Source organism: Streptomyces sp. NPDC043861, from assembly GCF_056435905.1.
The window spans coordinates 233,825-257,828 of record NZ_JBWKDP010000007.1 but is presented as its reverse complement, the minus strand read 5'-3'; the positions used below and the strand labels follow the sequence as shown (position 1 = coordinate 257,828).

Below are 24,004 nucleotides of genomic sequence, written 5' to 3'. Positions count from 1 at the left end.
CGTCAGGCGCCCGACCGGACTCCCTGTCCGCCCGGGCCCGGGCGCGGACCGCCTCCGCCGGCCGGGGCGGCATCGCGGCTGGCGGGCCGACCGCTCACGGCAGCGTGCTGCGACCGGGAGCGTCGTCTGCGGACTCCTCCATACGGTGGCGCGCCGCTGGGCGGCTGGGTCGTGCCCGACCAAGTCACCGCCTTCCCGGACGACTTCGCCGGGAACACCAACGGCACAACGTCCCGGACCCCTCGCCGCTGCACCGTGGCCACGCGCTCACCGCAGCGCTGCACCACTGCGCAACGACGCTGCGGCGTCGTCGCCGGGCTCCGCAGCACGGCTGCGGCGGCCCCGGTCGTCGGCGTAGGCAGCCGAGTCCGCGTGGCGCGCGATCCGCGCGGCCGCGGACGAGCGTGCCGCGGCCGGGACCGCAGCGCCGCGGGTGGGGGATGCCATGGGACAAGCGGAAGCTGTGATCAGTGGCAGGGGTGGCAGGAGTCGAACCTGCGGCATCCGGTTTTGGAGACCGGCGCTCTGGCCTCTGAGCTACACCCCTTCGACGGATGTCAGACTGACACGCCCGGCAGTCCGGTCGCCACGGGTTTTCTCGTGGGGAACCCATTGCCGCGGGAGGGGCCCGCGCCGGTCATCCTCCGGCACCGGGGCCGGACACCAACGGGGACACGGACGACGGACCCGGTCGCCGGACGACAGCTGACGGTGGCGTCGGGAGCGGGCTCGACTGGCCACTGAGCACTGGACCCGGCTGGTCGAACTCAGCACCGAGGAACGGCGGCAGGTCATCACTCCGCCGCCGAGCATCGCCGAACTGACGGCGGTCGAGCGTTTCGTGCTCTACGGCAGCACCCTGGTCGGAACACCGCCCGAGATCGGTGCAATCAGCAGCCCGGAGGAGTTCACCCCCTGCACCTCATCCCGGCTGCGCTGGTTTCCCTACGCGATCACCCGAAGCTCCAAGGCGGCCCGGGGCAGGGCAAACACCCGCGCCCTGTTCGGGAACCACAAGCTCCGTCCTCCCTTCCCCCGGCTCCGACCCCTGTTAGGACTCCGTTGCCGATCTCGACCTGACAGCGTGCGATGCCAGCCGCTGGGGGAGACGCCGAAGGACCCGCTTCTATGATGGACCGATGGCGTCGATCAAGCAGATCCAGGTCACCTTCGACTGCGCAAAACCTGAGCGCGTCGCTCGTTTCTGGTGCCAGGTGTTGGGGTATGTCGTACCGCCTCCACCGGAGGGGTTTGCTACTTGGGACGATTTCGATCGCGCGCTGCCGCCTGAGCGCCAGGGTTCAGCGTTCGCATGCATTGATCCCTCAGGTGTCGGCCCGCGACTGTTCTTCCAGCGCGTTCCCGAAGGGAAGATCGTCAAGAATCGGCTGCATCTTGACGTGCGGGTCGGCATCGGGCTCGTGGGTGAGGAGCGCCTGGCCGCACTCGAGGCCGAATGCGCACGACTGGTCGCGCTCGGCGCGGTACGCGTGCAACTGCTGCCTGCCGATGGCGACAACGAGTCGTGCCTCGTGATGCAGGACATCGAGGGCAACGAGTTCTGTCTTGACTGAGTGGCCGCGAACCTCGCACCTTCGCGAGCCGACTGGTGCAGCTCGCGATCACGAGGGGTCGCCGTCGTCCCGCGGCGCGCCAACGGTCCTGATCCAGAACCACCCCTCGGTGCCCACGAGTACGAATCTGGCGCGACCGGCGCGAACATCCGCTCATGCCGCAGGCGATGCACGCTCACGCACCTCCGTGCACCCCTTCATCCGCGGTCCTGCGCCGACACGTCCGAGGGTATCGGCGACGATGTCCCCTCCGTCGCTCCTACGACCTCGTGCGTAGTTGGCGGTGACGGTGGTCGGGCTGGGTCGTGGGGCTGTGTGCGGTGGGGGTTGAGGTACGCGGGTTGATCATGCACGCGGGCCGATCATGTCGGAGCGTGAGCTAGGCCGTTTCGTTCGAATCAGCAGACGGAACCAAGAGCGGGTGACTGCCGAGGCCGGTCCGGTCCAGCTCACTTCCACCGCAGCAGACTGGAGTCATCCTGGGCCGGGCAGCTACTTCGCCGTCACGATGCGCTCCACTGCGGCCGTTACCAGTTGTTCACGCTCCGCCTCCGTGAAGACGTCCGGCAGGGTGAGCTGTTCAACGATCAGCCAGTTCAGCGTCAGCATGAGCAGCTTGACCGCCGTGGTGTCACCGGGGAGACCGGAAGTCTCGTGATAGGCGACGTTGGCATCCACGTCGGCCCGGACTCTCTCCGTGAGGACCTTGCGCAGTTCGGGGCGGCGAGTGGCTTCGAGGCGGAGTTCCAGCAGCGCGAGGTAACCGGTGCGGAACGAGGCGATGCGGCCGACGAGTTCGCGCATCAGCTCTACGTAGGTGTCCCGATCGCGGCTGGCCGCCTGCTGCCGGGCAATCGTGGCCTCGTCGGGCTGGAGTCGCTCGTAGACCCGGGCGCCGGCCTGAGTGAACAGGTCGTCGCGACTGGAGAAGTAGTTGGACGCCGTACCGGCGGGAACGGCCGCCTCAGCATCCACGGCCCGGAAAGTCAGGCCGCGTGCGCCTTCCCGGGCCAGCACCTCGATCGCCGCGTCGACGAGAGCCGCGCGCCGCTGGTCATTCCGTCTCGCCATTGACACCACTCCAGATGTAGTACTACGTTCAAACCACTTCAAGCAGAGTACTACGTGTGGGGGATCACTATGCGAAAGCTCGTGTACTACATCGGCGTCTCGCTCGACGGCCGCATCGCCGGCCCCGGCGGCGAGTTCGACTTCTTTCCGCAGGGCGACGAGCAGCAGGCCGCCGCCTACTCAACCTGGATGAACGCGCTGTACCCGGAGACCATCCCCACCGCCTATCGCGCGGCCGTCGGCGTCGCGGACGCACCCAACCGGCGTTTCGACACCGTCGTCATGGGCCACGGCACCTACCGCCTCACGCTCGACAACGGAATCACCAGCCCATACGCGCACCTGCGCCAGTACGTGGTGTCCAGCACTCTCAAGCCGGACACCGACCCAGCCGTCACCGTCGTGCCGAGCGACCCGCTCGCACTCGTCCGCGAGCTCAAGGGCGAGGTGGACGCCGTGCCGAACATCTGGCTCTGCGGGGGCGGCCAGCTCGCCGGCACCCTGCTGCCCGAGATCGACGAGCTGCTCGTCAAGACGTATCCGGTCATTGCCGGTACCGGAATCCCGGTGGTCGACGGTGCCTTCGACCCCACCGTCTTCGACGTCGCCGAGCGCACCGCATTCCCCAACGGGGTCACCCTCACCCGCCTCACCCGCCGATAGGAGGTTTCGATTCAGCGGCCGGACCAGAGGAATATGCCCGCGATGTGGAGCCCGGCCAGGTAGATGGTCGCCGTCTTCTCGTAGCGGGTCGCGATGCCCCGCCACTGCTTGAGGCGGTTGATGCACCGCTCGACGGTGTTGCGCTGCTTGTAGGCGTCGCGGCCGAAGGCCGGCGGCCTGCCGCCTTGGCTGCCGCGCCGTAGCCGGTGGGCCTGCTGGTCCGCCGGGACGGGGATCACCGCGCGGATCCCGCGCTTGTGCAGGTGGGCGCGGATCGCGCGTGAGGAGTACGCCTTGTCCGCCAGGACCACGTCCGGCCTGGTGCGGGGCCGTCCGCGTCGGCGCGGAACACGCAGACGTGCCATCACCTGGGCGAAAGCGGGTGCGTCGCCCGCCTGTCCAGCAGTGAGATGAAAGGTCAGGGGGCGGCAACGCCGTCGGCGGCGAGGTGGATCTTCGTGGTTAGTCCGCCGCGGGACCGGCTGATGGCGTGGTCGTCCGGTTCGCCGACCGGGGCCCCCTTTTGCGGGCCCCGGCGGCGTGCTGGTGAGCACGCACGATCGTAGAGTCCACCGACACGACCCAATTGAGGTCCTCGTCCGCGTCGGCCTGGGCGATCAGCGTGGTGAATACCCGCTCCCAGGTGCCGTCGCGGGCCCACATCCGCAGCCGGTTGTAGACGCCTCGCCAGTTGCCGAACTTCTCCGGCAGGTGGACCCACGGCGTTCCGGTCTGGAACTTGAACGCGATCGCGTTGATCACCTGTCGGTGGTCTCGCCAGCGGCCACCCCGCTTCGGCGTCCGGTCAGGGAGCAAAGGCTCAATCCGCGCCCATTTCACGTCAGTCAACGAAACGCCCGGCCCAACGATCCGATGATCCAAACGAAACGGCCTAGCCGCGATGCGCGGCCCGTCCGCCCGGCACACCGCTGTGAACGTCGGCGGAACCGCGCCGGAGAGCACTCCCAGACGACCGGCGAGCTCATCCTCCCCGCCCTGAGCGAGGTCCTCCTTCCACGGGTCTCGCCGACGCAACTGGGCGACCGGGCGGCCGCTGGACACTGCTCCGCACGACTTCCGACGCACGTTCATCACTGACGCGATCCGCTCCGGCCTGCCACCCCACATCGCGGGATTGAAGGAAGCGTAGCGTCAGGTCCATCTGCGTGAGCATCGGCCGGCACCATACGCCTTCACGCTCCGCATGGCGTTTCCGGCGAGCACAGCCCAAGCCGGGAGCGGCGCTGCCGAAGCGATGTCATGACTGCTGGTGTGAAGGGCGGAAGGCGCGTCGGTATCCCTGGGGTGTGATTCCCAGGCGTCGGGCGAAGTGGTGGCGCAGGTTGTCGACAGTGCCGAAGCCGGTCCGTCGAGCGATCGTGGAGATTGGGTCGTCCGTGCTCTCGAGGTGATGCTGGGCGAGCAGGACGCGCTGGGCTGTCAGCCATTGCGCGGGGGTGGTTCCGGTTTCCTGCTGGAAGCGGCGGGCGAGGGTACGGGGGGACAGGTGGGCCTGGCGGGCCATTGAGGCAACGGTGAGATTCTGGTCGAGGTGGGCTTCCATCCAGGCCAGGAGCGGACTGAGAGAGCCGGTTCCCTCCCGGGGCTGGGGACGTTCGCGGTATTGGCGCTGGCCGCCTTCCCGGTGCGGAGGAGCGACCATGCGGCGCGCGACGGCGTTGGCGACGGCACTGCCGTGTTCCTTGCGGACCAGGTGGAGGCACGTGTCGACGCCGGCGGCGGTGCCGGCACCGGTGACAACCGGGTCCTCGTCGACGTACAGGACGTCCGATTCGACCCGGGCCTTCGGGTAGCGGCGGGCGAGTTCCTCGGTGTAGCGCCAGTGGGTGGTGCAGCGCCGCCCGTCCAGCAGGCCCGCGTCGCCCAGGAGGAAGGCGCCGGTGCAGATGCTCAGGACGCGGGCGCCGCGCTCGACGGCGACACGCAGCTCATCGGCCAAACCGGCGGGTTGCCGCACCCCCGGGTCGTAGGCCGGGATGCAGATGAGATCAGCGGACGACAGCCGGTCCAGGCCATACGGGGTCCGGACGTCGAAGCCGTGCCGCGTGGGCACGCTGCCGCCGGTGGCCGAGACGAGGGCGAAGTCGTAGACGGGCAGCGCCTCGTCGCTGCGATCGATGCCGAAGACCTCACAGAAAATGCCCAGCTCGAAGGCATGACTGCCTTCGAGAGCCAGGACGGCGACATCGCGCAGCATCGGTTCAGGCCTCCCCTCGGCATACCGCCACGATGATGGCGGTTTTTTCAGCCTACCTGTCATTTCTGCCACTCCCGCTGGACACCTGTCCTTGGAAGGCTTACGGCCATCCCGTACGACATCCGCAGCGAGGCGCCCAATGACCACCGAACTTCCCACTACAGTCACCACCGCCCTCTCGTCACAGGCGGCGCAGATACTGCGGAGGCTCGCACTCGACGAGGAGCTGAAGTGGCACATCCCACAAGACCCGGTTCTGGGCCCGTTGGCCCGCAAGGTCGCCCGGCGGTTCGTGGCCGGCGAAAGCCTCAACGATGCGCAGGACCGCGCCGAGGACATCCGTGCCGACGGCCACCGCGTGAGTGTCGAGTACATGGGCGAGAGTTGCCGTGACCCGCGGCGGGCCACAGCGGAGACCGAAGTGTTCCTCGACGCTGCCCGACTCCTGCCTCCCGGCTGCTCGATCTCCCTCGATCTCTCCCACATAGGCCTCGCCGTCGATGACGAACTCACGCTGGACAACGCCTCACGCATCGCGGAGGCCACCGCCCGGACCGGCAGGGAGATGATCCTCTCGGCCGAGGGCTCCGACCGCACCGACGCTGTGCTGGCCATACACCGGGGTCTGTGTGAACGGTTCGAACACGTTGGCGTCACCGTCCAAGCGCGACTGCACCGCACGGCCGAAGACCTACCAGAACTCCTTGCTCTCCCTGGCCGTATCCGCCTGGTCAAGGGGGCCTTCCTCGAACCCGAGACCGTCGCCCACCCACGCGACGCCCCCGCCCTGACCGCTGCCTACCTCATGTATGCGGAGCAGCTTGCCGCCTCCGGGCACCTGTGCTCCTTCGCCACCCACGATTGGGACCTGATCCACCACATCGACCGCCACCTCGGTGGAAAGGGTCACGAGAACGCCCCCTGGGAATTCGAAACACTCCTGGGTCTCGGGCCCGACCGGCTCCATGCCATGGCTTCGCAGGGCCACCCCACCCGCGAGTACGTCGTCTTCGGGACCGAGTGGTGGCTCTACGTCTGCAACCGGCTCGCCGAAGACCCGCAGCGCGTTCTCCAGGCCCTCATCGACGCCGCTTCCTGACGAAGGACGGACTCGTCGCTGCGATCGCGTACGGGCTCCCGCGTCAGCCCGACACCCTGCTTCCGCAACACGTCCCCCGCCGTGCTCCGGTCGGTGCCGACCAGGCCGAGCAGGATGTGCTCCGTATCGATGAAGTCATGTCCGAGAGGGGTCGCCTCCCCCTGGGACGACACCACAGCGCGCCAGTGTCAGGTTGCGGGCCGGAAGCGGTAGACGTAGAGACCGCGGTCGCCACCGACGGCGAGTCCGTTGCTGTCCGGCCGCCAGCTGCAGGACCGCAGTGGGCCCTCGGTGCGCTGAGCGGCCACCACCTGTCCGCCCCGGCGGTCCCACACTCGTACGGTGGCGTCCTCGCCCGCCGAGGCGATCCAGTGCCCGTCGGGGGAGGCAGCCACCGCGTGGAGTGGGCTATTGCTGCCGGTGCGCAGGCCCCGGTAGGCCCCGGTCTGCGGGTTCCACAGGCGTAGGGTTCCGTCTGCGCCCCCGCCGAACAGCCAGCGTCCGTCCGGTGACACTGACAGCGTCAGCACCGCACCAGCCCCGCCGGTCAGTTGGTTCCTCCGGGTGCGGGTGGCCAGGTCCCAGACTGTGACCACCCCGTCGTCGCCGCCACTGGCCAGCCAGGTCACGTCAGGGGAGACCACGACCGCGTGCACCGGGACGTCGCAGGTCAGCTCAGCGTGCGGCTCTCCTGAACCAGGGTCCCAGAGCCGTATCCTGCCGTAACGGTCCGCACTGGCCAGCCAGGACCCGTCCGGCGCGGCCGCCAAAGCGTGCACCACGTCGACATGGTCGCGCATGTTGGCCTTCACGCACCTGGCGGCGAGGTCCCACACACTGATCTCTCTGTTCCGGCTCGGGCAAGCCAGCCACGAGCCGTCGGGACCGAACGCCAGCAGATGTGCGCCCTCCGGCCCGCGCCGCATTCCGTACCACTCATTTCCGAGTGTCAGTGAAGCGGTACCGTCCTCCGCCCCGTAGAGCCGCACGGTGGCGCCGTCGCCCACCGTGGCCACGTGCGACCCGTCCGGTGTGAACGCGACTGATGCCACGGGCCGGGTTCCGGCATCGACGGGCCCCACCTGCCGCTCGGGCGGGGTCTCCCACAGCCTGGCCACCCCGTCAAGGCCCAAGGTAGCCAGCCAGGAGCCGTCCGGGGCGACGGCGAGGCCGACGACGGCATCCGTGTGCCCCGTCAACACCGCACGGCGGCGCCCGTTGGGCAGGTTCCACAGGCGGACGAGCCCGTCCGCGTCGCCCCAGGCGGCCCACGTACCGCACGGCGCAATGGCCAGCGTCGTGACCGAGCAGGGGTGGCGGGCGAGGAGCGTGGAGGAAGCCTCGGACCTCATCATCGTCGACTCGTGGCCGACGAGGTTCCACCGGCGGACGTTGCCGTGGGTGTCCGCAGTGAGAAGGAAGTCCCCGTTCGGGGAGAAGGCCGCGGCGCATACGGCAACCGAGCTGACGAGAGTCTGCATCGGCGTTGTGCGTGAAGCCACATCCCACAGGCGAACCGCGTTGTCGGGCCCGGCTGTTGCCAGCCGGCGACCGTCAGGAGCGACAGCCAGTGGTTGCCGGGCCATCGTGTCCCACCGTTGCACCTGGTTGTCGGGCACGGCGGGTGGCTCGACCGCGAGGGGCGCGGTGGGGAAGTTCCGGAACGTCCTGGTGAAGTCAGGCCCTCGGCCCAGGGCGGAGACGGATGTGCCGTTCTCCACATACGTGAACCCGCGCTCATCCGCCGCCGCGCACCAGCTCCCGTCCGGTGCGGTCGCCAGTTCCCGAATCTCACCGAGGGCGGTGAACAGCGTCTCGGCCGGACGTCCACCGAGCGGGTCGATACGCAGGACCGAACGGCCTGCACCGACCATCAGCGAACTGCCTTCAGGGCAAGGAGTCATGGCCCTGACCGACCTTCCCGTGCGATCCCTCTCCCGCGCGAGGACGGTCCCTGTCCCGGTATCCCGGATCACCACTTCGCCGCGGGCGTCGCCGGTGGCCACCCAGGCCCCGTCCGGTCCGATCGCCAGCGACAGCACCTGGCGGGCGAGGATGCGTGACGGTGAGGGGTCCAGGAGGTCGGGGAGCGGCCAGTGGTTGGCCAGCAGTGGTCGGAGGCCGGGATGTGCGGCCTGCCGGACGGCGATCTGCCGGTCCCAGTGCGGGAGTTCGGCCAGGCGACTGTGCAGGACGGCGGTCAGGATCCTGTCGGATTCCATAGGGGTGAGCAGATGGGCGGCACGGGAGAGGTCGCGGGCCAGGGCGGCCGCGGTGGCGGTCGGGATACGGGCGAGGTCACTCACAGGGGCGGTGGGGCCGCGTTGATGGAGGCGGGCCTCGACCCAGCGGATGTCGCCCGCGATCTGTTCGGCTCTGCCGATCTGCCCCGCGGCCAGCAGATGTTCGATCACATGGTCCAGAAGGTAGCCCTCCTGGATTGCGAGCCAGTCGGCCGGGAGAGCTGCGTCCACCAGGACGCCATTCAGGAGTTGCAGTTCGGCGGCCCCCAACTCCTCGCGCAGGTAGTCGCGGAGAACGTCGTGGAGAGTGATCCGCCCGCCGTGCTCCGGACCAAGGGCGACGAGGGAGAACCGGTCGAGCTGGGCGCACAGGTCTCGCGCTTGGGGCTCGGTGAGGCCGCCCGTGGCCTGCCACAGCTGTACGACGATCGGTACAGGGATGGCCTCGTCCTCCACGAACACGGCCAGCTCGGCCAGGCGCCGGGTGCCGCCCTCCGAGAGGAGGCTGGTACTGGCCTCGATGGTTGCCCGGACGGCACGAGCCCGGCGGGCGGGGTCGTCCAGGTCAAGCGGCTCGGGCGGGGCTTCCCCGGCGGCCGGGCCCCCCGTCTGCAGCCCCTCCAAGGCCCCCAGGGCGACCGCCGCCGCATCGGCTCCAGTGGCGACCTGCCGGGCGATGAGGCGGTTCGTCAGCCGTAGCAGCAGAGCCCATCGGCCTGTGGCCCGTAAGAGACCGGCCACGGTCTCCTCGGGCAGCTCGGGTAGTTCCCAGGTGAGAACCGACCGGGCCTGCTCGGGAGACATCTCATCCACCGGGAGCCGCTCCGAGCCTTCCGGCAGGATGGCAGGCACGCGCGTGGTCACCAGCCGTACGCAGTTCTCACCACCCCGCAGGAAGGGTGCCAGCTGTTCCGGCTCCCACACGTCGTCCAGCACGATCAGGGTCCGTGGCCGCCGTTCCAGCAGCCGCCCCAGATGGTCACCGGCCCGGTCGGGATCCTCAAAGGCGGTGGTGTCCCCGGTGATGAATGCTGTTGCCTCCGCAACCTTGGCCGCGATGGCCGACCTGCCCCGTACGTCCCGTCCTATGGTGATCGTGTAGACCCGGCCCCGGAACCGGCGCCGCACGCGCCGGTTCGCGCAGACAAGCGTGGCGAGAGTGGTCTTGCCGAAACCGCCCGCACCTTCCAGAGCGGTGGTGATGCCCACGGCCGCCGCCTTGCGTCCGCACACGGCGGCCACGGCCAGCCGGATCTCCGTGCGATCCACCACCCAGGCGGGGATGGCGGGCGCGCCGGGTGGGGGTGGATCCTGGGCGGTCACCGAGGGACCACCACTGATCAGGGCCGAGGTCACGGCCAAGGCCACCGCCCCGGCCCCGAGCCCGCCCACCCAGGGCCAAGGGCTGGCCCGGATAGCATCGAGGACGCCGGGCCAACGGTCATGCGCGGTTGCGGCGTTGGCTGCGAGTGAAGCCAGCACTGTGACTGCCGCGGCCAGCGCCGCCGCCAGGCATATTGCCACCGTCTTCACCACTTGCCGCATGGCCCACCCCCTGCCGCAGGAGGTATCTCGGCTGCCCCATGAGCTGGCCACGCTTGGATGGTGGCTCCGACGATGGCGACGATGTCGCCGAAGGCAACTCCGCCGAGCGCGCCGAAGGCGGACATCCGAGCTAATGTCACTTCAGGTTCCACGACGGCTGATCATGCCCTACGGGCTCATGCAATGGGCCGTAATCGAGGGCTGCGGTCAACCCGTTGTGCCAGTTCGCTGGGGGGCAGACACACGGCAACGACTCCTCTCTCCCGGATCCGAGGTACTGGGTTGCCCCGCGCCACCAGGCCGGCGACGACGACGCTCTCGCCGACCGGGTCGGTACGGCCCTCGGCTCCGCAGGCTGGCGGAGGCGGCCGACCGCCCGCAACACCTCTCGCTAGCGAGCCCGAACGAGTTGTGCAGCGCCGAGTGGACACGCGCCGCCTGCCCCTTCGAACCGGGGGACCTTCCCGTGGCCTTGCAGATCTCAGCCCCTTCCTGTCGCGCCAGCGCCCTGCCGGAGTGGAACCCGTACTTCACCGCTGGCATCCCCTGCAAGGCGTTGACCGACTTCCTCCTCGCCCTCGACGCCCGCCGGGAACCCGGCTCCTTCGATGAGCCCGAGGCCGTCCTCGCGGCCGCCTGTGCCCAGGGGTGGTTCGCGACACGTGAGCCGGTGTGTGCCGGTCACAGCCGCGGTGTCGCGGATTGAGCCTTTGCTTGCCGATCGGACGCCTGAGCGGGGCAGCCGTTGCGGGACCACCGTGAGGCGATCGAGGCGATCGCACGGAAGTTCCGCGCCGGATCGCAGTGGGGCCACCTGCCGGACAGGTGCGGCAACTGACGGGGCCGGCTGGGCTCCCTGTCCGGCGCCGCCCTGCCCGGGCAGGGCGGCATTGTCCGAGTTTTCCCACCCGGATCGGCCTGTGTGACCTACGGTGTGGCACACGGCGGACACGCCGTGTGCGGGCGGGACGTCAGGACGTCATCTTGTCCAGGAGCCAGGCGGCCACGGCGCGCGCCGCGCCGCTGACGGCGGCGTGGAGTGCGGTGGCGGCCAGAGCACACCGGGCGCGTCGGGACAGGCGTGGTGCAGGCATCGTCGTCTCCTTCGGGGAAGCCTGCCGGGGCGTTGGTGCCGACCGGCGGGAACGAGCATCGGAGAGGCGGTCCACCCGGCGTACGTATCCGGGACGATCCGGGATGCGTACGGCATTGGAGCCTGTACGGGCCTCGGGCCCAGGAGGCGACCCGGGACGATCGGGGACGCAGCGCATACGGACGGGGGCGAGGATGACGACGGCGGCGCAGAAGGCTCGGGAACGCTTCGCGGACAACCTGCGGGAGGTGCGCAGGGATGCCGGAAACCCTTCCTACGGCGCGTTGGTGAAGCACAGCGGGAACCGGCTCAGCACCACCGGCATCGGCAGGGTGCTCAACGCCCAGTTCACCGCGCTCATCGACCTGGACTTCGTCAACGCGTTCCTGAGTGCCTGTGAGGTGTACGCCGAGAAACAGAAGAGGACGGTCTTCGCCGCACTGTTCGACCGTGAGCTGTGGCGAAGGCGCCATGCGCAGTTGACCGAGGTCCTCGAGCTGCTCGGTGAGGAGCGGTCTGCGGCGCCGCCCACGCCGTTCCGGGTGGCACCCTTCCCGGCCACCGGCACACCGCCGATGGAGGCGTGGCACAACCAGCCCAGCCAGTTGCTCCTGGCCCGCCACCAGATCGTCCCGTTCACCGGGCGGGAGCAGGACCTGGCAGCCTTGGAACAGTGGCGGGACGGGGCCGAACCCGCTGTCGCTGTCGGCCTGTTGCACGGGCCGGGCGGCCGGGGCAAGACCCGCCTGGCGGCCCGGCTGGCGAACACCGCAGGGGCGGGATGGAGGGTGTGGCAGGCGGTGCGCACCGGTGAGGGTGCGTCCGACGCGGGCGGCACAGCAGCCTTGCCCGACCTGGGGCGCAGATCCCTGCTGATCATCGACTACGCGGAACGCTGGCCGGCTACGGAGCTCGGGACACTCCTGCGAAACGCCGCGGCGCGGCCCGGTGAACGGCTGCGCATCCTGCTGGTTGCCCGCTCGGGAAACTGGTGGGCGAGCCGGCACGAGGACCTGCGGCGGTGGGGGTACGTGCCCGACGCCTTCGCCCTGCCACCCCTGCCGGACGGCGACGCCGACGCCCGCCGCGAGGCGTACACCGTCGCCCGTGACTGCTTCGCCGAGGCCCTCGGCCTACCGGATCCGAAGGCCGTTCCCCCGCCCGCGGACCTGAGCGCACCGGCCTACGGACTGACCCTGACGGTCCACATGGCCGCCCTGGTGGCCGTGGATGCCCGCCTGCGCGGCACCAGGCCGCCGGGCGACCCCGACGCGCTGTCGGCGTATCTCCTGGACCGCGAACGCGACCACTGGAACCGGATCCACCGCCAGGAGATCGGCGGCGCCCGCCCGGCGGTCGCTCCCGAGATCATGGCTCAGGCCGTGTACACCGCGACCCTGACCCGGGCGGTGGACTACGACACGGGGTGCGAGGCCCTCACCAGGGCCCGGGTGGAATCCTCCGGCGCCCTGCCCGGAGAGATCCTCCGTGACCACGCTGCGTGCTATCCCCCGGCCGATTCCGCCACCTGCCTGGAGCCGCTGTATCCGGACCGCCTCGGCGAGGACTTCATCGCGCTGACCACCCCCGGGCACGACCGTTCCCACCTGTCGACCCCGTGGGCCGCCGCGGCCCCCTCCCGACTCCTCGGCGCGCACACCGAGGCCCCGCCGCCCGCCCTGCCCTGGAGCCGTGACGCCCTCACCGTACTGATCAACGCCGCTGACCGCTGGCCCCATCTGGCCGCCGGTCCCCTCACCCGCCTGCTCACCCGGCACCCGCAACTCGCGCTGCAGGCCGGCGGCGCCGCCCTTGCGGTCCTCGCCGAGGTCGACGGGATTGGCCCGGAGGTGCTGGCGGGAATCGAGCCGCACTTTCCCGAGGCCCGCCACACCGACCTGGACCCGGGCATCGCGGCCGTCGTCTCGCGGCTGGCCCGGGAACGTCTGGACTCCACTGAGGATCCCCTGGTCCGCGCCGGCTTCCTCGACGACCTCGCCCGGCGCCTGAACTATGCAGGACGGCGCGGGGAAGCCGTACGCAGGGCCGAGGGCGCCGTGACCGCCTGGCGCGGTCTGGTGGCCGCCGATCCCGCTGCCCACGCGGAGAAGCTGGCGCGGGCACTGGCCAATCTCGGGGCGTACCTGGTGGACGCGGGACTGCGCCGGGAAGCGCTCGATTCCGCGGAGGAAGCGGTGGTGGTCTACCGCCAGTTGGCCGCCACCGATCCCGGGCACCACCTACCGGACCTGACACGGGCACTGACCAATCTCGGTGTCTGCCGGGCGGAGGTGGGCCGACGGGAGGAGGCGATGGCCGCCACCGAGGAGGCGGCGCACCTCTGCCGTCTGCTGTCCCGCGTCGACCCGGCCCACTATGGACCGGACCTTGCGACCACCCTGTCCAACCTGGCGGTCAGGTTGTCGGAGCACGGCCGGTGGGACGAAGCCCTGACGGCGTCCGAGGAGGCCGTCGCGGTCCTGCGCCGGCTGGCGGAGGCAGCGCCCGCGACCCACCTGCCGCAGCTCGCCCCCGCGCTCACCAACCTGGGCGCCTTCCTGGCCCGCGCAGGCCGGAGGACCGAGGCGCTCGTGATCGGCGAAGAGGCAGTCACGGTCTGTCGGCGCCTTGTGCAGGGCAACCCGGTGGCCTACGAACCCCATCTCGCGATGGCGCTGACGAACCTTGGTGTCCGCCTGGGCGGACTGGATCGGCGTGAGTCTGCGCTGGCCGCGGCCGAGGAGGCCGTGGCCACCTATCGGCGGGCGGCCGACCCCGCCGCCTGCGCACCCCACCTCGCGATGGCGCTGAACAATCTGGGGATCCGACTCATGGCGGTGGGACGCACGGCCGAGTCCCTGGCGCCGGCCGAGGAATCCGCCGAGCTCTACCAAAAGCTGGCGCAGGCCCATCCGGACGTGCACGGCGACCGGTTCGCGGAGGCTTCGCGGACGCTTGCCCTCCGCCTGTCGGCAGCGGGACGCCTGGCCGACGCGCTGCCCCACGCCCGGGCTGCCGTAGCAGTCCGCCGCCGGTCGGCGCAGGCCGACCCCGCAGCCCCTGCTCCGCACCTGGCCATGGCGCTCAGCTGCCTGAGCGCGTGCCTGATGGAGCTCGGGCTGTGGGACGAAGCAGCCGGCCACGCCCGCGAGGCCGCCACCCTCTACCGCCCCCTCGCCAAGACGGCCTCGGCCACGCAGGGCGGCGACCTCGCCATGGCTCTCGGCATTCTCAGTGCCTGCCTGGCCGAGCTGGGCCGCTGGGCCGAGGCCCTGGCCGCCGCGGAGGAATCCGCCACCCTCTACCGGCGGCTGGCCGTCCACGATCCCGCATCCCACGAACTCCGCCTCGCCCTCTCCCTGTGGACCTCCGCCCGGGCGCGCGTGGGCGGCGGGCACGATGTGCCGCAGGCCCTGTCCGCGGTGACGGAAGCCCTGACCATCCTCCGGCGGCTTGCCGCCGCCGGGCCAGGGCCCGCCGAAGGCCACCTCAGAAGGGCCGAGGAGACGTGGGCGGAGGTGCTTCGCGCCCTCGCAAGCGCTGGCCAGGCAGACAACAGGCCCTAGAAGTCTGATGAAGGTCCGCTTGGGGACCGTCCGGGCGATCGGCCGCTTGGCCGGCCCGGCGAGCGCGCGGCGATGCCGCGGCCCGCACGTGCCGGCCGGCATGTGGGACGCCATAGCTGCTCGCCTGGGCTCTGTCCGGTCTGTGACCAGTACGTCTCGCTGGGTCACCGCGTTGGCCACCGGTGGGCCGGCCCGCGCAGACTGGAAATATGCGCAGGACGATCGTCGGTGAGGCGGTGGAGCGTGAGGGTCTGCTCGCCGCAGCGGTCGTCGAAGCTGTCCAACGGACCAGTGCGTATGCGGGGAGTGTCTTCCTCCGTTCCCGCGACCGCCGGTCGATAGTGCTGGCCGCTACGTGTGGTACGCCGCCCTCGCTGCTGGGTGGCTGGCGCCTTATTCCGGTCAGCAGTCCCATTCCGGTCGCCGTGGCGTACAGCTTGGGGCGCACAGTGCATCTGGCCGACGCCGAGGAGACAATGCGCCGGTTTCCCCAGCTCGCGGTGGCCCTGCCGTACGCCTTCGGCTCCTGCTCCGTGCCCGTGGCCGCAGGCGGGGAGACCTTCGGGGCCCTGGCGATCGTCTGGGCGGCCCCGCCCGGCAGCGAGGGGCTGTCCAAGACCCAACGACGCCAGGTGCGGAACATCGCCGGACGACTCGGCGACTCTTTGGCCGATCTCCGTACCCGTACCGGTGATCCTGTGGAATGCGACCCGCAGACGGTTCCCGTTGAGAACCCGGCCTACTCGGCGACGGCCGTGCGGGCCGGCCTGTTCGACTGGGACCTCGTCTCGGGCACTCTCACCGTGGACGACGAATTCTGCGCGATCTTCGGTCTCGACCCGGGTACCTTCGACGGGCAGGCTGAGACGCTGGCTTCCTGCCTGCATCCCGGCGATCGTGCTGCCTTCCGCGCCGTCGGCCGGGAGGCAACAGGCCAGGGCCGAACCACCGCGCGGCGCCTGCGCATACGGGAGGGCAGCGACCGCGACGAGAAGTACCGCACGGTCGAGCTGTGGGGGCGCGTATCAGAGATCGTCCACGCAGGGGCAGGGACTCATCTGACCGGCGCAGTTGTGGACTACCGGGTCGGTCATGGGGCCGTCGCTGCGGTCGAGCGGCTGCGGGACGGGCTTTTCTCCCTTGCCCCCAACGGGCAGGTCACCTACGCCAACCACAGTGCCCTGCAACTGCTGGGCGTCTCCGGCGACGAGGTGCTGGGCCGGTTTCTCTGGGACGTACTGCCGTGGCTGTCCGACCCCGACGTCGAATACCGACACAGGTCCGCGATGATCTCGCAGACGCCGTCCTCCTTCCTGGCCCGCCAGCCGCCCGACCAGTGGCTCACCTTTTACCTCCACCCCCAAGCGGACGGAGTGACCGGCCGGGTGGTCCCCATCACGCATCCCTCATCGGCCGAAACCACCCCTGCCTCCCCAGGCACCACATCGCCAGTGCGCATGGGCGTCATGTACCACGTCCTGCAACTGGGAAGCGCGCTGACCGAGGCGGTCACCGCACAAGAAGTCTGCGAAGTCGTCGCCGACCAGCTTCTGCCAGCCTTCGGAGGCCAACAGCTGGCGATCTACGTGGTCCGCGACAAAACAATGCACCGGCTCTTTCACACCGGCCACCACGAAGACTTCCTCGACTGGCTGGAGGGAGTACCGCTGCACGCCCGCCTGCCCGGTACGGATGCCCTGACGTCCGGCGCTCCGCTCTTCATCGAGTCGCAGCAGGACCTGTCCCGAGGCTATCCAGGCATCCCCACCGGGGAGGTGAGCTCATGGGCGTATCTGCCGCTGATCGCCTCCAGCCGCCCCGTCGGCACCTGTGTCCTCGGCTTCGACGAGGTCCATCGGTTCACGGAGAAGGACCGCGGCGTACTGACCGCACTCGCCGGGCTGATCGCCCAGGCGTTGGAACGAGCGCGGCTCTACGACTCGGAGTTCGCCGTCGCGCGCGGCCTGCAGCAGGCGCTCCTTCCCCACCGGTTGCCAGGAGTCCCGGGCATCCGTACCGTCGCGCGCTATCTTCCCGGCACCAGCGGAATGGACATCGGCGGCGACTGGTACGACGTCATCCGCGCTGACACAGGGGTGTGTCTTGTCATCGGGGACGTGGAAGGGCACAGCATCGCCGCGGCTGCCACCATGGCCCAACTACGCAGCGCAGTCAGGGCCTTCACGGCTGTGGGCCACACGCCCGGCGATCTGATGGCAGGCGTCAACCGAACCCTCCTTGACCTCGACCCCGGACTGCTCGCCAGCTGCTGCTACCTCCACCTCGAACCCCGCAGCCACCACGCCTACGCCGTCACCGCCGGCCATCCCCCACCCCTACTCCGCCATCCCGACGGCACGACCCACGCCCTTCACCTCGACATCGGCCCAGTCCTCGGCGTGGAGCACACGAGTACCTACCCCACAACCAGGATTGCCCTCCCACCAGGATCAGTCCTCGCCCTCTACACCGACGGCCTGGTCGAGGAACCCGGCACCGACATCGAGGCGGGGATCGACCGCCTTCGAACATCCCTCGCCCACGCCCGCGCAGACTCACTCGACGAACTCGCCGACCGGCTCCTGCACGACGCCCGCGGTTCCTCCTACCGGGCCGACGACATCGCACTCCTCCTCACCGAATTCCGCTCAACTCGCCCTGGATGACACCCCGAAAGCAGTACGCCGACCGTCACGACGAGCTCCACGAGGCCGGGTCCTTCCTCGGCTCGGGCGCCAATACTGCAGCCGTTCATCAGGGAACTGCGGTCAGAGCCCCGGCTCTCCCCACTCCGGCGCTCCCGGGTGGGACGCCTCTGCTCAACGAGATTCCCCATCCCCAGGCAGCGGCCCGACCCTGTGCGGCCGGTGGTGCCGTCGCCCGTTGCCCAGCTCCTCGAGGCAGATCGGGTTGCCTGGCTACCAGGACAGCCGCGGGTCCTGCGCATGCTCCGGCGAGTGCCGCAGTTCGTCCCTGCCGTGATCAGTCCGGATCAGGACGCCGGGATGTGGGTCCTCCCGCCACAACGGCGCAGGCGTGTGGACCCGCTGAGTGCCCGGGATCGCCACCTCCGCCAGTGCGCCGTCACGGAACATCCACAGGCCGAAGCAATCGTCTTCCTCATCGTGGAGCATGACCTGAACACACTCCGGCTCGTTCCACGGCAGCGTCTCGAGGTCCTTCAGTACTCCGTAGCGGTTTCTCCACCGCTCGAACTCGATGTACCAGCCTCCGACGAACCAGCCGGGAATCTGCTGGAACCGGCCGTGCCAGGTGCGGGCTTCGTCGTCCCTCGTCAGCGGCTCCATCACCTCGCCTTCATCCCGTGCCAGCACGATGATCTGCGCCATTCTGCTCATGACCGCATATCACCGTGCGCCGCACCCGCGGACAAGTTGTTTACAGTTCAGCAGCGGGTTCACGGCCGTTGATGGGACATCCCCGCAGGCACGGGGGGGACCAAGAGATCGTCTCGATGGGCGATCAACGCTCCGTGACGCCGGAACGGGCTGTCGGCGGGCAATCCGCGTGCGCCGGTCGATTGCCTTGGGGAAGACTGTGCGGATGAGCTCCGCAGCCTCCCGGACATCACAGGAACGGGCCCTTCGGCATGTCGCGGAACTGGCGTCGGGCCCTTCGATGGACCCGGCGCTGCGGGTGACCCTCAACTTCCACCCGGACCGTTTTGGCCTGGCTGTCCGGGTGCCGTCGCCTGCACCGCCGCGACGAACGCAAGGCTGAACACTTCTTCGCCTTCGCCGGCATCGCCGCCACCCTCATCTGCTACCGGAGATTGACCAACTGAGAGGATCGCCAAGCGGGCCTCAGATGGCTCAGGTGGAGAGGACCTCGAGGATGTCGCCCGCAATCACGTCAGCCGCCCCCCAGGGCCCCGGGTGGACTCTCTGCTGAGCACCGGGGAAACAGCGCGGCAGTTTCCGTGAGGCTGAGGAGCCTTGCGACAACTGCGCTGTGAGGGCCCAGGGCGATCGTCTTCCCCTGTGCTCGCGCCTCGCGCCGCAGCGCAAGCAGCACGTTCAGACCTGCGCAGTCGATGAAGACCACAGCGCGCAGGTCGAGGTCGAGGCCGGCACGCGACCGCTCCAGGGCTTCCTGCAGAGCGCGTCGCAGGACAGGTGCGCTGTCGTGGTCGAGTTCGCCACGGACCACCATCGCCAGCCGGCCGCCGGCTCGTAGGTAGCTGTCGGTCGAGAGGGGCTGTGGTACGGCCCTGGGGGCGGTTGCCCGGACGCTCCAGGAACTGGATCCATGTCCGTGTACATGCTTTCCCATGGCGGCCCCTCCCACGTCCACCCCTCCAAGGTCACCTCACGTAGATAACCCGACCACTCTTACATGAAACTCAGTTCATGTCTTCTGGTGCGTCCTTGTTCGGCAATAGGATCGAGTCATGGGAGGAGTACCAGAACCGCACAACGGATGGACGTTCATCACGAACCACGCCCGCGTGCTCGCTGCCATTGCCGACAACCCGAGCGTGCGTATCCGCGACATGGCGGCACACTGCCGACTGACGGAACGTGCAGTCCAGAAGATCATTGCCGACCTCGAGCAGGCGGGGTATCTGTCCCACACGCGCGAGGGCCGCTCCAACAGCTACCGGATCGAGCAGGGGAAAGTGCTGCGGCACCCCGCCGAGGCTGGGCTCACGGTGGCCTCGCTGCTCTCCCTGCTCGCCGCAGACGAGGTGGACCGCGCCGTCAGCCCGGACACCAGGGCACCCTGATCCTCGACGCCGGGGCGAGCAACTACCATGCGGCGCAGCGGCGCTTGTCCTGGTGGGGCCAGGGCTTCGGCGGGGTTGGCCGTTGCCGAACGCAGCTCTGTCGGCCCGACGGTGCGCTCAAGCGTCTAGAACTCCGATCGGCCCCATGCGGTCACGGTCACTTCGTCGCCGACGGACATTTTCCCGGGGCTGAGGACGGCGAACTTTGCACCGAACGCGATGCCGCCCTCGGCGGCCCGCCGGTAGGTGGCCAGTGTGCGCAGGGGTTCCGGGCCGGCTCTTGTGCCCGTCTCCTGGTCGACCATGGTGACGGCGCAGCGGATCGCCGGCTTGGCGTAGCCGAGTTCGGCCGCACCGATGGTGAAGCGGTGGGCGCGGTCCTCGGTGTGCGGATCGTCCCAGCCGTCGACGACCACGTTGGCGCGAAAGCGATTCGTGGGGACGGGTGGTGCACCGCGGGCGGCCAGTCTCGAGTCGAGCAGGTCCAGGGTGGCGCGGGAGACGACGTGGAGCGGGCAGCTGTCGGCGTAGCCGGAGGTCCCTGAGGTCATGCCGTCTGTTACGCGGTCGTGTTCCGGGGGCACGCGGACCAGACGGCTGGGAGCGCGGAGTACGTCCGAGAGCCACGCAGCCGCAAGGTCGCCCTGGTCGATGCCCTGGTACGGGTCACCGAACAGGTCCACCGCCCTGCGGGCACCCGACGTGTCCACGTCGATGGTGAGCGGCTCGGTGCCGGGGGTGCGGAGGGTGAGCCGTCGGCCGTCCGGGTCGACGGCGGGCCGGATCAGGGCCAGACGGGGGTCGCGGCGCTGGGTGCGGAACACACCCTGCTCGCTGACGACCATGAAGCTGCGGTCGTGGGCGAGGCCGGCGGGCGTCAGGAGGGCCTCGGACACCGACGTTCCGGCGCAGCCCTTTACGGGGTAGTACGACAGCTCGACGACGCGGGCCATGGGGCGGGGTCCCGCGTCAGTCGGTGACGAGGGCGAGGGTGAAGCCGTCGTAACCCTTGGCGCCGACGGTCTGCACCGTGGTGGCGGTCAGCCGGGGGTGGGCGGCGATGAGTTCGGTGAAGCGACGCACGCCCTGGACCCGGGGATCGGTGCTGGCCGGGTCGGTGACCGCGCCGTCGCGAACGACGTTGTCGCCGACGATGACGCTGCCGGGGCGGGTCAGCTTGAGGGCCCACTCCAGGTAGTCGGGGTTGGAGGGCTTGTCCGCGTCGATGAAGACGAGGTCGAACGGGCCAACGCCCTCCTGCGCGATCCGGGGCAACGAGTCAAGGGCCTTGCCCACCCGGATGTCGACGACGTGCTCAAGTCCGGCGCGCGCGATGTTGGCGGCGGCCACGGCGGCGTACTTCTCGTCGGCCTCCAGGGTCACCAGGCGGCCGTCCTCCGGGAGGGCTCGGGCGAGCCAGATGGTGCTGTAGCCACCGAGAGTGCCGATCTCCAGCACCGTGCGGGCGTTTCGGAGCCGGGTGATCAGCTGCAGCAACTTGCCCTGGTTGGGGGCGACCTGGTGCGAGGGGAGTCCAGCCTCGTCACTGTCCCTGGCTGCTGCGAGCAATGGACCGTCCTCGTCAACGAGGAGGCCGTTGAAGTAGTCGTCGACCGCTGTCCAGGTGGCCAGTGACACAGTGGGTTTCCTTTCGATACTCACTAGGTTCAGAAGGAACCTACTATGGCCTTTCGGTGGGCTGTCAACGGCAATTGGAGCGGAACGATGGGTGCACGGCTGGTGGCCGACGACGCCTGCGGAATCGCGCAGGCCGCGGCGGTCGTAGGCGACTGGTGGAGCCTCCTGGTGCTGCGCGAGATCGCGCGCGGGCACAACCGCTTCGATCGGCTCGCGGACGAACTCGGCCTGTCCCGCAAGGTCCTGTCCGAGCGCCTGCGCACCCTGACCGACCACAACGTCCTGGAACGCCGCCAATACCAGGAGCGCCCTCCCCGTTACGAGTACGTTCTCAGCGAGCAGGGCCTCGGCCTCGTTCCCGTGCTGGTTTCGCTCCAGGACTGGGCCGACCAGTGGCTCCTGGGGGACGGCACTCTCACCGGGCTGGCACCGGACGACGGGGCCGAGGCCCGCCGCGTTGCGGCCCTGATCGGAGAGCCGGTCCCCGACGGGCTGCGGCTGCCGGGGACCGACGGTCGCGAGCACGACGCCGTCGCCACCGACGCCCGCGCGACGATCCTCTTCGCCTACCCGGCCACCGGAATTCCCGGCACCCCCGCCGACCTCGCCGGCCCGCAGGTGCCCGGCAGTCCCGGCTGCACGCTCGAGAACCGACAGTTCCGGGCGGCCTGGCCGCGACTGCGGATGGAAGGCGTCGCGGTCCTCGGCGTGAGCACCCAGTCACCGCAGGAACAGGCCGCCTTCGCCAAGGCGGAGGACCTGCCCTTCCCCCTCCTGTCCGACGCTCAGCTCCACCTCACCGCGGCACTGCGCCTGCCGACCTTCCGGGCCGGGCAGAACCTCCGCATCAAGCGGCTCATTCTGGTGATCGGCCCCGACCGGGTCGTACGGCACACGCTCTTCCCCGTGACGGATATCCCCACCGCCGTGGAGCACGCAATCGTCGTCGCGGGCGCGATGGGCGCGACGACTGACGCCTGATCCACCGCGCAGACTCACGACTGTGTCCCATGTGGTGATCGGTCGTTGGGCCGTTCACGTGGCCGGGTGAAAATCACCCCTTGGTCGCGGCGGCGGACGGCCTTCAGAGCACGCGGCAGGAAGATGGCGCCGCGTCTGCTTACGTGACACCCTGACGACCGTGATCATCAGGGTGAGTGAGGCACGCATACGTCCTGAACGCTTCGAAGCGTTCCGCGACATGATCGTCTCTGCGGTACGCGAGTTTCCCAGCCGCTACCCAGGGCTGGTGGACCACGAGGTACTGCTCGCGCCGCCTGATTCGCTGCTGTACGTCAGCCGCTGGCGCAGCGAGCAGGATTTGGTCGGCTACGCCGGCGAGCACTGGCGTGACCAGCCCGTGGTTCTGCCGGGCGAGGACGAGTACCTCGTTGCACCACTTCAGGTCCGGCACTTCACGCTTGCACCTCTCGGCTAGCGAGTGAGCCGCGTTCGGATCACGAGTTCGGCAGTTCTGCTGCCCCGGCTGGACCGGGGCGGTAGACACGCGGGACGATTCGGGGCGATCTCACGGACGACGAGTGGGCGGTGGTTGAGCCGCACCTGCCGTTGGGCGGGCGCGGTCCGATCCCCGACCTGCGGCTGCTGGTCGACGGCGTGATGTGGCGTGGGACGCCGGAGGGACCGTCTGCGTCGCGCGGGCTCCGTCGACGGGCGTCCCTCTGTGTCACTCCCTGGCAGAGCGCGTCGCGGAGTTGTCGTCGGGCGACAACCACCCCCGCCGACGCAGCAGGCACGGACACGGGCCGCAGCGGAGCGAGCGGACGTCAGGTGGCCGCAGGCCAGGTGCGCAGCAGTGCGGCGATCTCTCCGGCGGTGCAAGTGGGTTCAAGGAGGAGGTCTTTGAGGGCGATGGCGTCGTCGCGGGTGGGCTTGACGGGAATGCCTGCAGCTTCGAGGTACATGACGCCGGTTGCGGCGGCGACGGCGAGGTTGGAGCGCTCCAGCCAGCGGCAGCGGCCCAGGTTGTGCACGAGGGCGGCTGCTTTGGCGTACGGGCCGTCGTAGACGGGCTGTTCGAACAGCTCGGCCCGGTGGCGGGCGACAGCGGCGACGGGGACGCCGTAGTCGTCGGGAACGGGATCGTGCGCGCCGGCTGCTTCGGCGACCTGCAGGATCCAGGGGACGTCGATGTGCAGTTCCATCAGGCGGCGCGCGCCCCGTGGGGCGTCTGCTGGGAGTCCTCGGCCTCGTCAAAGACGTCCTGGTGCTCGGCGAGGAAGCGGGCGGCTGCGTCCACCGCGCGGGCGCGCAGGCCACTGGCGTCGTCCTGGACAAGGCGGGCGAGGTAGTCCCCGATACTCAAGCCCAGGTCGGCAGCGCGCTTCTTCGCAAGTTCCGCGACGTCCGCATCGACGCGGGCGCCCAGCTGTGTCTTGGCCATGCACGAATGGTAACAGCTGTTACCAATATGTCCAGGTGGCTGCGGCGGGACCGGTGGTCCCGTCCGCCCAGACCCCCTCGAAAAGGGCCGCGCCCAGGCCTTCGTGACCGCGTTGGTCCAGGTCCGGTCCGTGTCCCGGTCTG

General features: G+C 69.7%; 21 protein-coding genes, 1 tRNA gene and 3 pseudogenes. 11 read left to right on the top strand and 14 right to left on the bottom strand.

The features are described 5' to 3' along the window. Positions 1–267 precede the first annotated feature (267 nt). Both AC068D_RS18815 and AC068D_RS18810 read right to left on the bottom strand, forming a co-directional pair. On the bottom strand, positions 268–447 hold the full coding sequence (locus AC068D_RS18815; protein ID WP_478824124.1) for a hypothetical protein: 180 nt from the start codon (positions 445–447) through the stop codon (positions 268–270). 24 nt (positions 448–471) lie between these two features. Further along, a tRNA-Trp gene (locus AC068D_RS18810) sits at positions 472–547 on the bottom strand. A 592-nt stretch (positions 548–1,139) separates the two neighbouring features. On the opposite strand from AC068D_RS18810, the gene AC068D_RS18805 reads away from it, so the two are divergent. After that, positions 1,140–1,574, top strand: coding sequence for a VOC family protein (locus AC068D_RS18805; RefSeq protein WP_478824123.1), 435 nt, complete (start codon positions 1,140–1,142; stop codon positions 1,572–1,574). Between the two features lie 492 nt (positions 1,575–2,066). Here the strand turns inward: AC068D_RS18805 and AC068D_RS18800 are convergent, their stop codons facing one another. Then, positions 2,067–2,645 (bottom strand): TetR/AcrR family transcriptional regulator, encoded by a 579-nt coding sequence (locus AC068D_RS18800; RefSeq protein ID WP_478824122.1) that lies wholly within the window; start codon positions 2,643–2,645, stop codon positions 2,067–2,069. Positions 2,646–2,714: 69 nt separating this feature from the next. Here AC068D_RS18800 and AC068D_RS18795 point away from each other — a divergent pair, with 69 nt between their 5' ends. Next, positions 2,715–3,308, top strand: a complete 594-nt coding sequence (locus tag AC068D_RS18795) for a dihydrofolate reductase family protein (protein ID WP_478824121.1) — start codon at positions 2,715–2,717, stop codon at positions 3,306–3,308. Between the two features lie 11 nt (positions 3,309–3,319). Here the strand turns inward: AC068D_RS18795 and AC068D_RS18790 are convergent. After that, positions 3,320–4,178 (bottom strand): annotated as a pseudogene (locus AC068D_RS18790) (IS5 family transposase). Positions 4,179–4,566: 388 nt separating this feature from the next. Beyond that, positions 4,567–5,526 carry a GlxA family transcriptional regulator gene (locus tag AC068D_RS18785; protein WP_478824120.1) on the bottom strand — a complete coding sequence of 320 codons (960 nt, stop codon included), beginning with the start codon at positions 5,524–5,526 and terminating at the stop codon, positions 4,567–4,569. Between the two features lie 139 nt (positions 5,527–5,665). Between AC068D_RS18785 and AC068D_RS18780 the strand changes: the two genes are divergently transcribed. Continuing rightward, entirely contained in the window at positions 5,666–6,625 is a 960-nt protein-coding gene (locus tag AC068D_RS18780) for a proline dehydrogenase family protein (protein ID WP_478824119.1), read from the top strand. On the opposite strand, the gene AC068D_RS18775 is transcribed toward AC068D_RS18780, so the two are convergent. Next, positions 6,556–6,798 carry a Clp protease N-terminal domain-containing protein gene (locus tag AC068D_RS18775; RefSeq protein WP_478824232.1) on the bottom strand — a complete coding sequence of 81 codons (243 nt, stop codon included), beginning with the start codon at positions 6,796–6,798 and terminating at the stop codon, positions 6,556–6,558. The genes AC068D_RS18780 and AC068D_RS18775 overlap by 70 nt on opposite strands. 15 nt (positions 6,799–6,813) lie before the next feature. After that, positions 6,814–10,413: a WD40 repeat domain-containing protein gene (locus tag AC068D_RS18770; protein ID WP_478824118.1), complete on the bottom strand. Its 3,600-nt coding sequence runs from the start codon at positions 10,411–10,413 to the stop codon at positions 6,814–6,816. Positions 10,414–10,879: 466 nt separating this feature from the next. Here AC068D_RS18770 and AC068D_RS18765 point away from each other — a divergent pair, with 466 nt between their 5' ends. Then, positions 10,880–11,119 (top strand): hypothetical protein, encoded by a 240-nt coding sequence (locus AC068D_RS18765; protein ID WP_478824117.1) that lies wholly within the window; start codon positions 10,880–10,882, stop codon positions 11,117–11,119. Between the two features lie 265 nt (positions 11,120–11,384). Here AC068D_RS18765 and AC068D_RS18760 read toward each other — a convergent pair whose 3' ends face one another. Continuing rightward, positions 11,385–11,507, bottom strand: a complete 123-nt coding sequence (locus AC068D_RS18760; protein WP_478824116.1) for a hypothetical protein — start codon at positions 11,505–11,507, stop codon at positions 11,385–11,387. Between the two features lie 193 nt (positions 11,508–11,700). Between AC068D_RS18760 and AC068D_RS18755 the strand changes: the two genes are divergently transcribed. Further along, positions 11,701–15,072, top strand: a complete 3,372-nt coding sequence (locus tag AC068D_RS18755; RefSeq protein WP_478824115.1) for a tetratricopeptide repeat protein — start codon at positions 11,701–11,703, stop codon at positions 15,070–15,072. A gap of 209 nt (positions 15,073–15,281) precedes the next feature. Then, entirely contained in the window at positions 15,282–17,738 is a 2,457-nt protein-coding gene (locus AC068D_RS18750; RefSeq protein WP_478824114.1) for a SpoIIE family protein phosphatase, read from the top strand. A gap of 252 nt (positions 17,739–17,990) precedes the next feature. On the opposite strand, the gene AC068D_RS18745 is transcribed toward AC068D_RS18750, so the two are convergent. Further along, positions 17,991–18,431 (bottom strand): hypothetical protein, encoded by a 441-nt coding sequence (locus AC068D_RS18745; RefSeq protein ID WP_478824113.1) that lies wholly within the window; start codon positions 18,429–18,431, stop codon positions 17,991–17,993. A gap of 205 nt (positions 18,432–18,636) precedes the next feature. Between AC068D_RS18745 and AC068D_RS18740 the strand changes: the two are divergent. Together AC068D_RS18740 and AC068D_RS18735 are read left to right on the top strand one after the other, a co-directional pair. Then, positions 18,637–18,756, top strand: a pseudogene (locus tag AC068D_RS18740) (DUF3626 domain-containing protein); the annotation flags it as partial. After that, positions 18,749–18,877: pseudogene (locus tag AC068D_RS18735) on the top strand (IS5/IS1182 family transposase); the annotation flags it as partial. The pseudogenes AC068D_RS18740 and AC068D_RS18735, both read left to right, overlap by 8 nt. 68 nt (positions 18,878–18,945) lie before the next feature. Here AC068D_RS18735 and AC068D_RS18730 read toward each other — a convergent pair. Next, positions 18,946–19,365 carry an STAS domain-containing protein gene (locus AC068D_RS18730; protein WP_478824112.1) on the bottom strand — a complete coding sequence of 140 codons (420 nt, stop codon included), beginning with the start codon at positions 19,363–19,365 and terminating at the stop codon, positions 18,946–18,948. 118 nt (positions 19,366–19,483) lie between these two features. Between AC068D_RS18730 and AC068D_RS18725 the strand changes: the two genes are divergently transcribed. After that, positions 19,484–19,819: a MarR family transcriptional regulator gene (locus AC068D_RS18725; protein WP_478824111.1), complete on the top strand. Its 336-nt coding sequence runs from the start codon at positions 19,484–19,486 to the stop codon at positions 19,817–19,819. A gap of 125 nt (positions 19,820–19,944) precedes the next feature. Here the strand turns inward: AC068D_RS18725 and AC068D_RS18720 are convergent, their stop codons facing one another. Further along, on the bottom strand, positions 19,945–20,772 hold the full coding sequence (locus tag AC068D_RS18720; protein ID WP_478824110.1) for an MOSC domain-containing protein: 828 nt from the start codon (positions 20,770–20,772) through the stop codon (positions 19,945–19,947). Positions 20,773–20,788: 16 nt separating this feature from the next. Beyond that, positions 20,789–21,457 carry an O-methyltransferase gene (locus tag AC068D_RS18715; RefSeq protein WP_478824109.1) on the bottom strand — a complete coding sequence of 223 codons (669 nt, stop codon included), beginning with the start codon at positions 21,455–21,457 and terminating at the stop codon, positions 20,789–20,791. Positions 21,458–21,544: 87 nt separating this feature from the next. Between AC068D_RS18715 and AC068D_RS18710 the strand changes: the two genes are divergently transcribed. Further along, positions 21,545–22,438 (top strand): winged helix-turn-helix transcriptional regulator, encoded by an 894-nt coding sequence (locus AC068D_RS18710; protein WP_478824231.1) that lies wholly within the window; start codon positions 21,545–21,547, stop codon positions 22,436–22,438. A gap of 160 nt (positions 22,439–22,598) precedes the next feature. After that, a complete protein-coding gene (locus tag AC068D_RS18705; RefSeq protein WP_478824108.1) occupies positions 22,599–22,895 on the top strand; it encodes an antibiotic biosynthesis monooxygenase family protein in 297 nt (98 codons plus the stop codon). A 349-nt stretch (positions 22,896–23,244) separates the two neighbouring features. On the opposite strand, the gene AC068D_RS18700 is transcribed toward AC068D_RS18705, so the two are convergent. Together AC068D_RS18700 and AC068D_RS18695 are read right to left on the bottom strand one after the other, a co-directional pair. Beyond that, positions 23,245–23,622 carry a fic family toxin-antitoxin system, toxin component gene (locus tag AC068D_RS18700; RefSeq protein WP_478824107.1) on the bottom strand — a complete coding sequence of 126 codons (378 nt, stop codon included), beginning with the start codon at positions 23,620–23,622 and terminating at the stop codon, positions 23,245–23,247. Then, on the bottom strand, positions 23,622–23,861 hold the full coding sequence (locus AC068D_RS18695) for a hypothetical protein (protein ID WP_478824106.1): 240 nt from the start codon (positions 23,859–23,861) through the stop codon (positions 23,622–23,624). The genes AC068D_RS18700 and AC068D_RS18695 overlap by 1 nt, the downstream gene beginning before the upstream one ends. Positions 23,862–24,004 lie beyond the last annotated feature (143 nt).

Coding starts and splice junctions, on each gene's coding strand:
- AC068D_RS18695 (WP_478824106.1), bottom strand. CDS start 23,861: ATGGCCAAGACACAGCTGGGCGCCCGCGTCGATGCGGACGTCGCGGAA.
- AC068D_RS18780 (WP_478824119.1), top strand. CDS start 5,666: ATGACCACCGAACTTCCCACTACAGTCACCACCGCCCTCTCGTCACAG.
- AC068D_RS18785 (WP_478824120.1), bottom strand. CDS start 5,526: ATGCTGCGCGATGTCGCCGTCCTGGCTCTCGAAGGCAGTCATGCCTTC.
- AC068D_RS18800 (WP_478824122.1), bottom strand. CDS start 2,645: ATGGCGAGACGGAATGACCAGCGGCGCGCGGCTCTCGTCGACGCGGCG.
- AC068D_RS18710 (WP_478824231.1), top strand. CDS start 21,545: ATGGGTGCACGGCTGGTGGCCGACGACGCCTGCGGAATCGCGCAGGCC.
- AC068D_RS18805 (WP_478824123.1), top strand. CDS start 1,140: ATGGCGTCGATCAAGCAGATCCAGGTCACCTTCGACTGCGCAAAACCT.
- AC068D_RS18745 (WP_478824113.1), bottom strand. CDS start 18,431: ATGAGCAGAATGGCGCAGATCATCGTGCTGGCACGGGATGAAGGCGAG.
- AC068D_RS18750 (WP_478824114.1), top strand. CDS start 15,282: ATGCGCAGGACGATCGTCGGTGAGGCGGTGGAGCGTGAGGGTCTGCTC.
- AC068D_RS18795 (WP_478824121.1), top strand. CDS start 2,715: ATGCGAAAGCTCGTGTACTACATCGGCGTCTCGCTCGACGGCCGCATC.
- AC068D_RS18760 (WP_478824116.1), bottom strand. CDS start 11,507: ATGCCTGCACCACGCCTGTCCCGACGCGCCCGGTGTGCTCTGGCCGCC.
- AC068D_RS18720 (WP_478824110.1), bottom strand. CDS start 20,772: ATGGCCCGCGTCGTCGAGCTGTCGTACTACCCCGTAAAGGGCTGCGCC.
- AC068D_RS18755 (WP_478824115.1), top strand. CDS start 11,701: ATGACGACGGCGGCGCAGAAGGCTCGGGAACGCTTCGCGGACAACCTG.
- AC068D_RS18815 (WP_478824124.1), bottom strand. CDS start 447: ATGGCATCCCCCACCCGCGGCGCTGCGGTCCCGGCCGCGGCACGCTCG.
- AC068D_RS18730 (WP_478824112.1), bottom strand. CDS start 19,365: ATGGGAAAGCATGTACACGGACATGGATCCAGTTCCTGGAGCGTCCGG.
- AC068D_RS18770 (WP_478824118.1), bottom strand. CDS start 10,413: ATGCGGCAAGTGGTGAAGACGGTGGCAATATGCCTGGCGGCGGCGCTG.
- AC068D_RS18700 (WP_478824107.1), bottom strand. CDS start 23,622: ATGGAACTGCACATCGACGTCCCCTGGATCCTGCAGGTCGCCGAAGCA.
- AC068D_RS18725 (WP_478824111.1), top strand. CDS start 19,484: ATGGGAGGAGTACCAGAACCGCACAACGGATGGACGTTCATCACGAAC.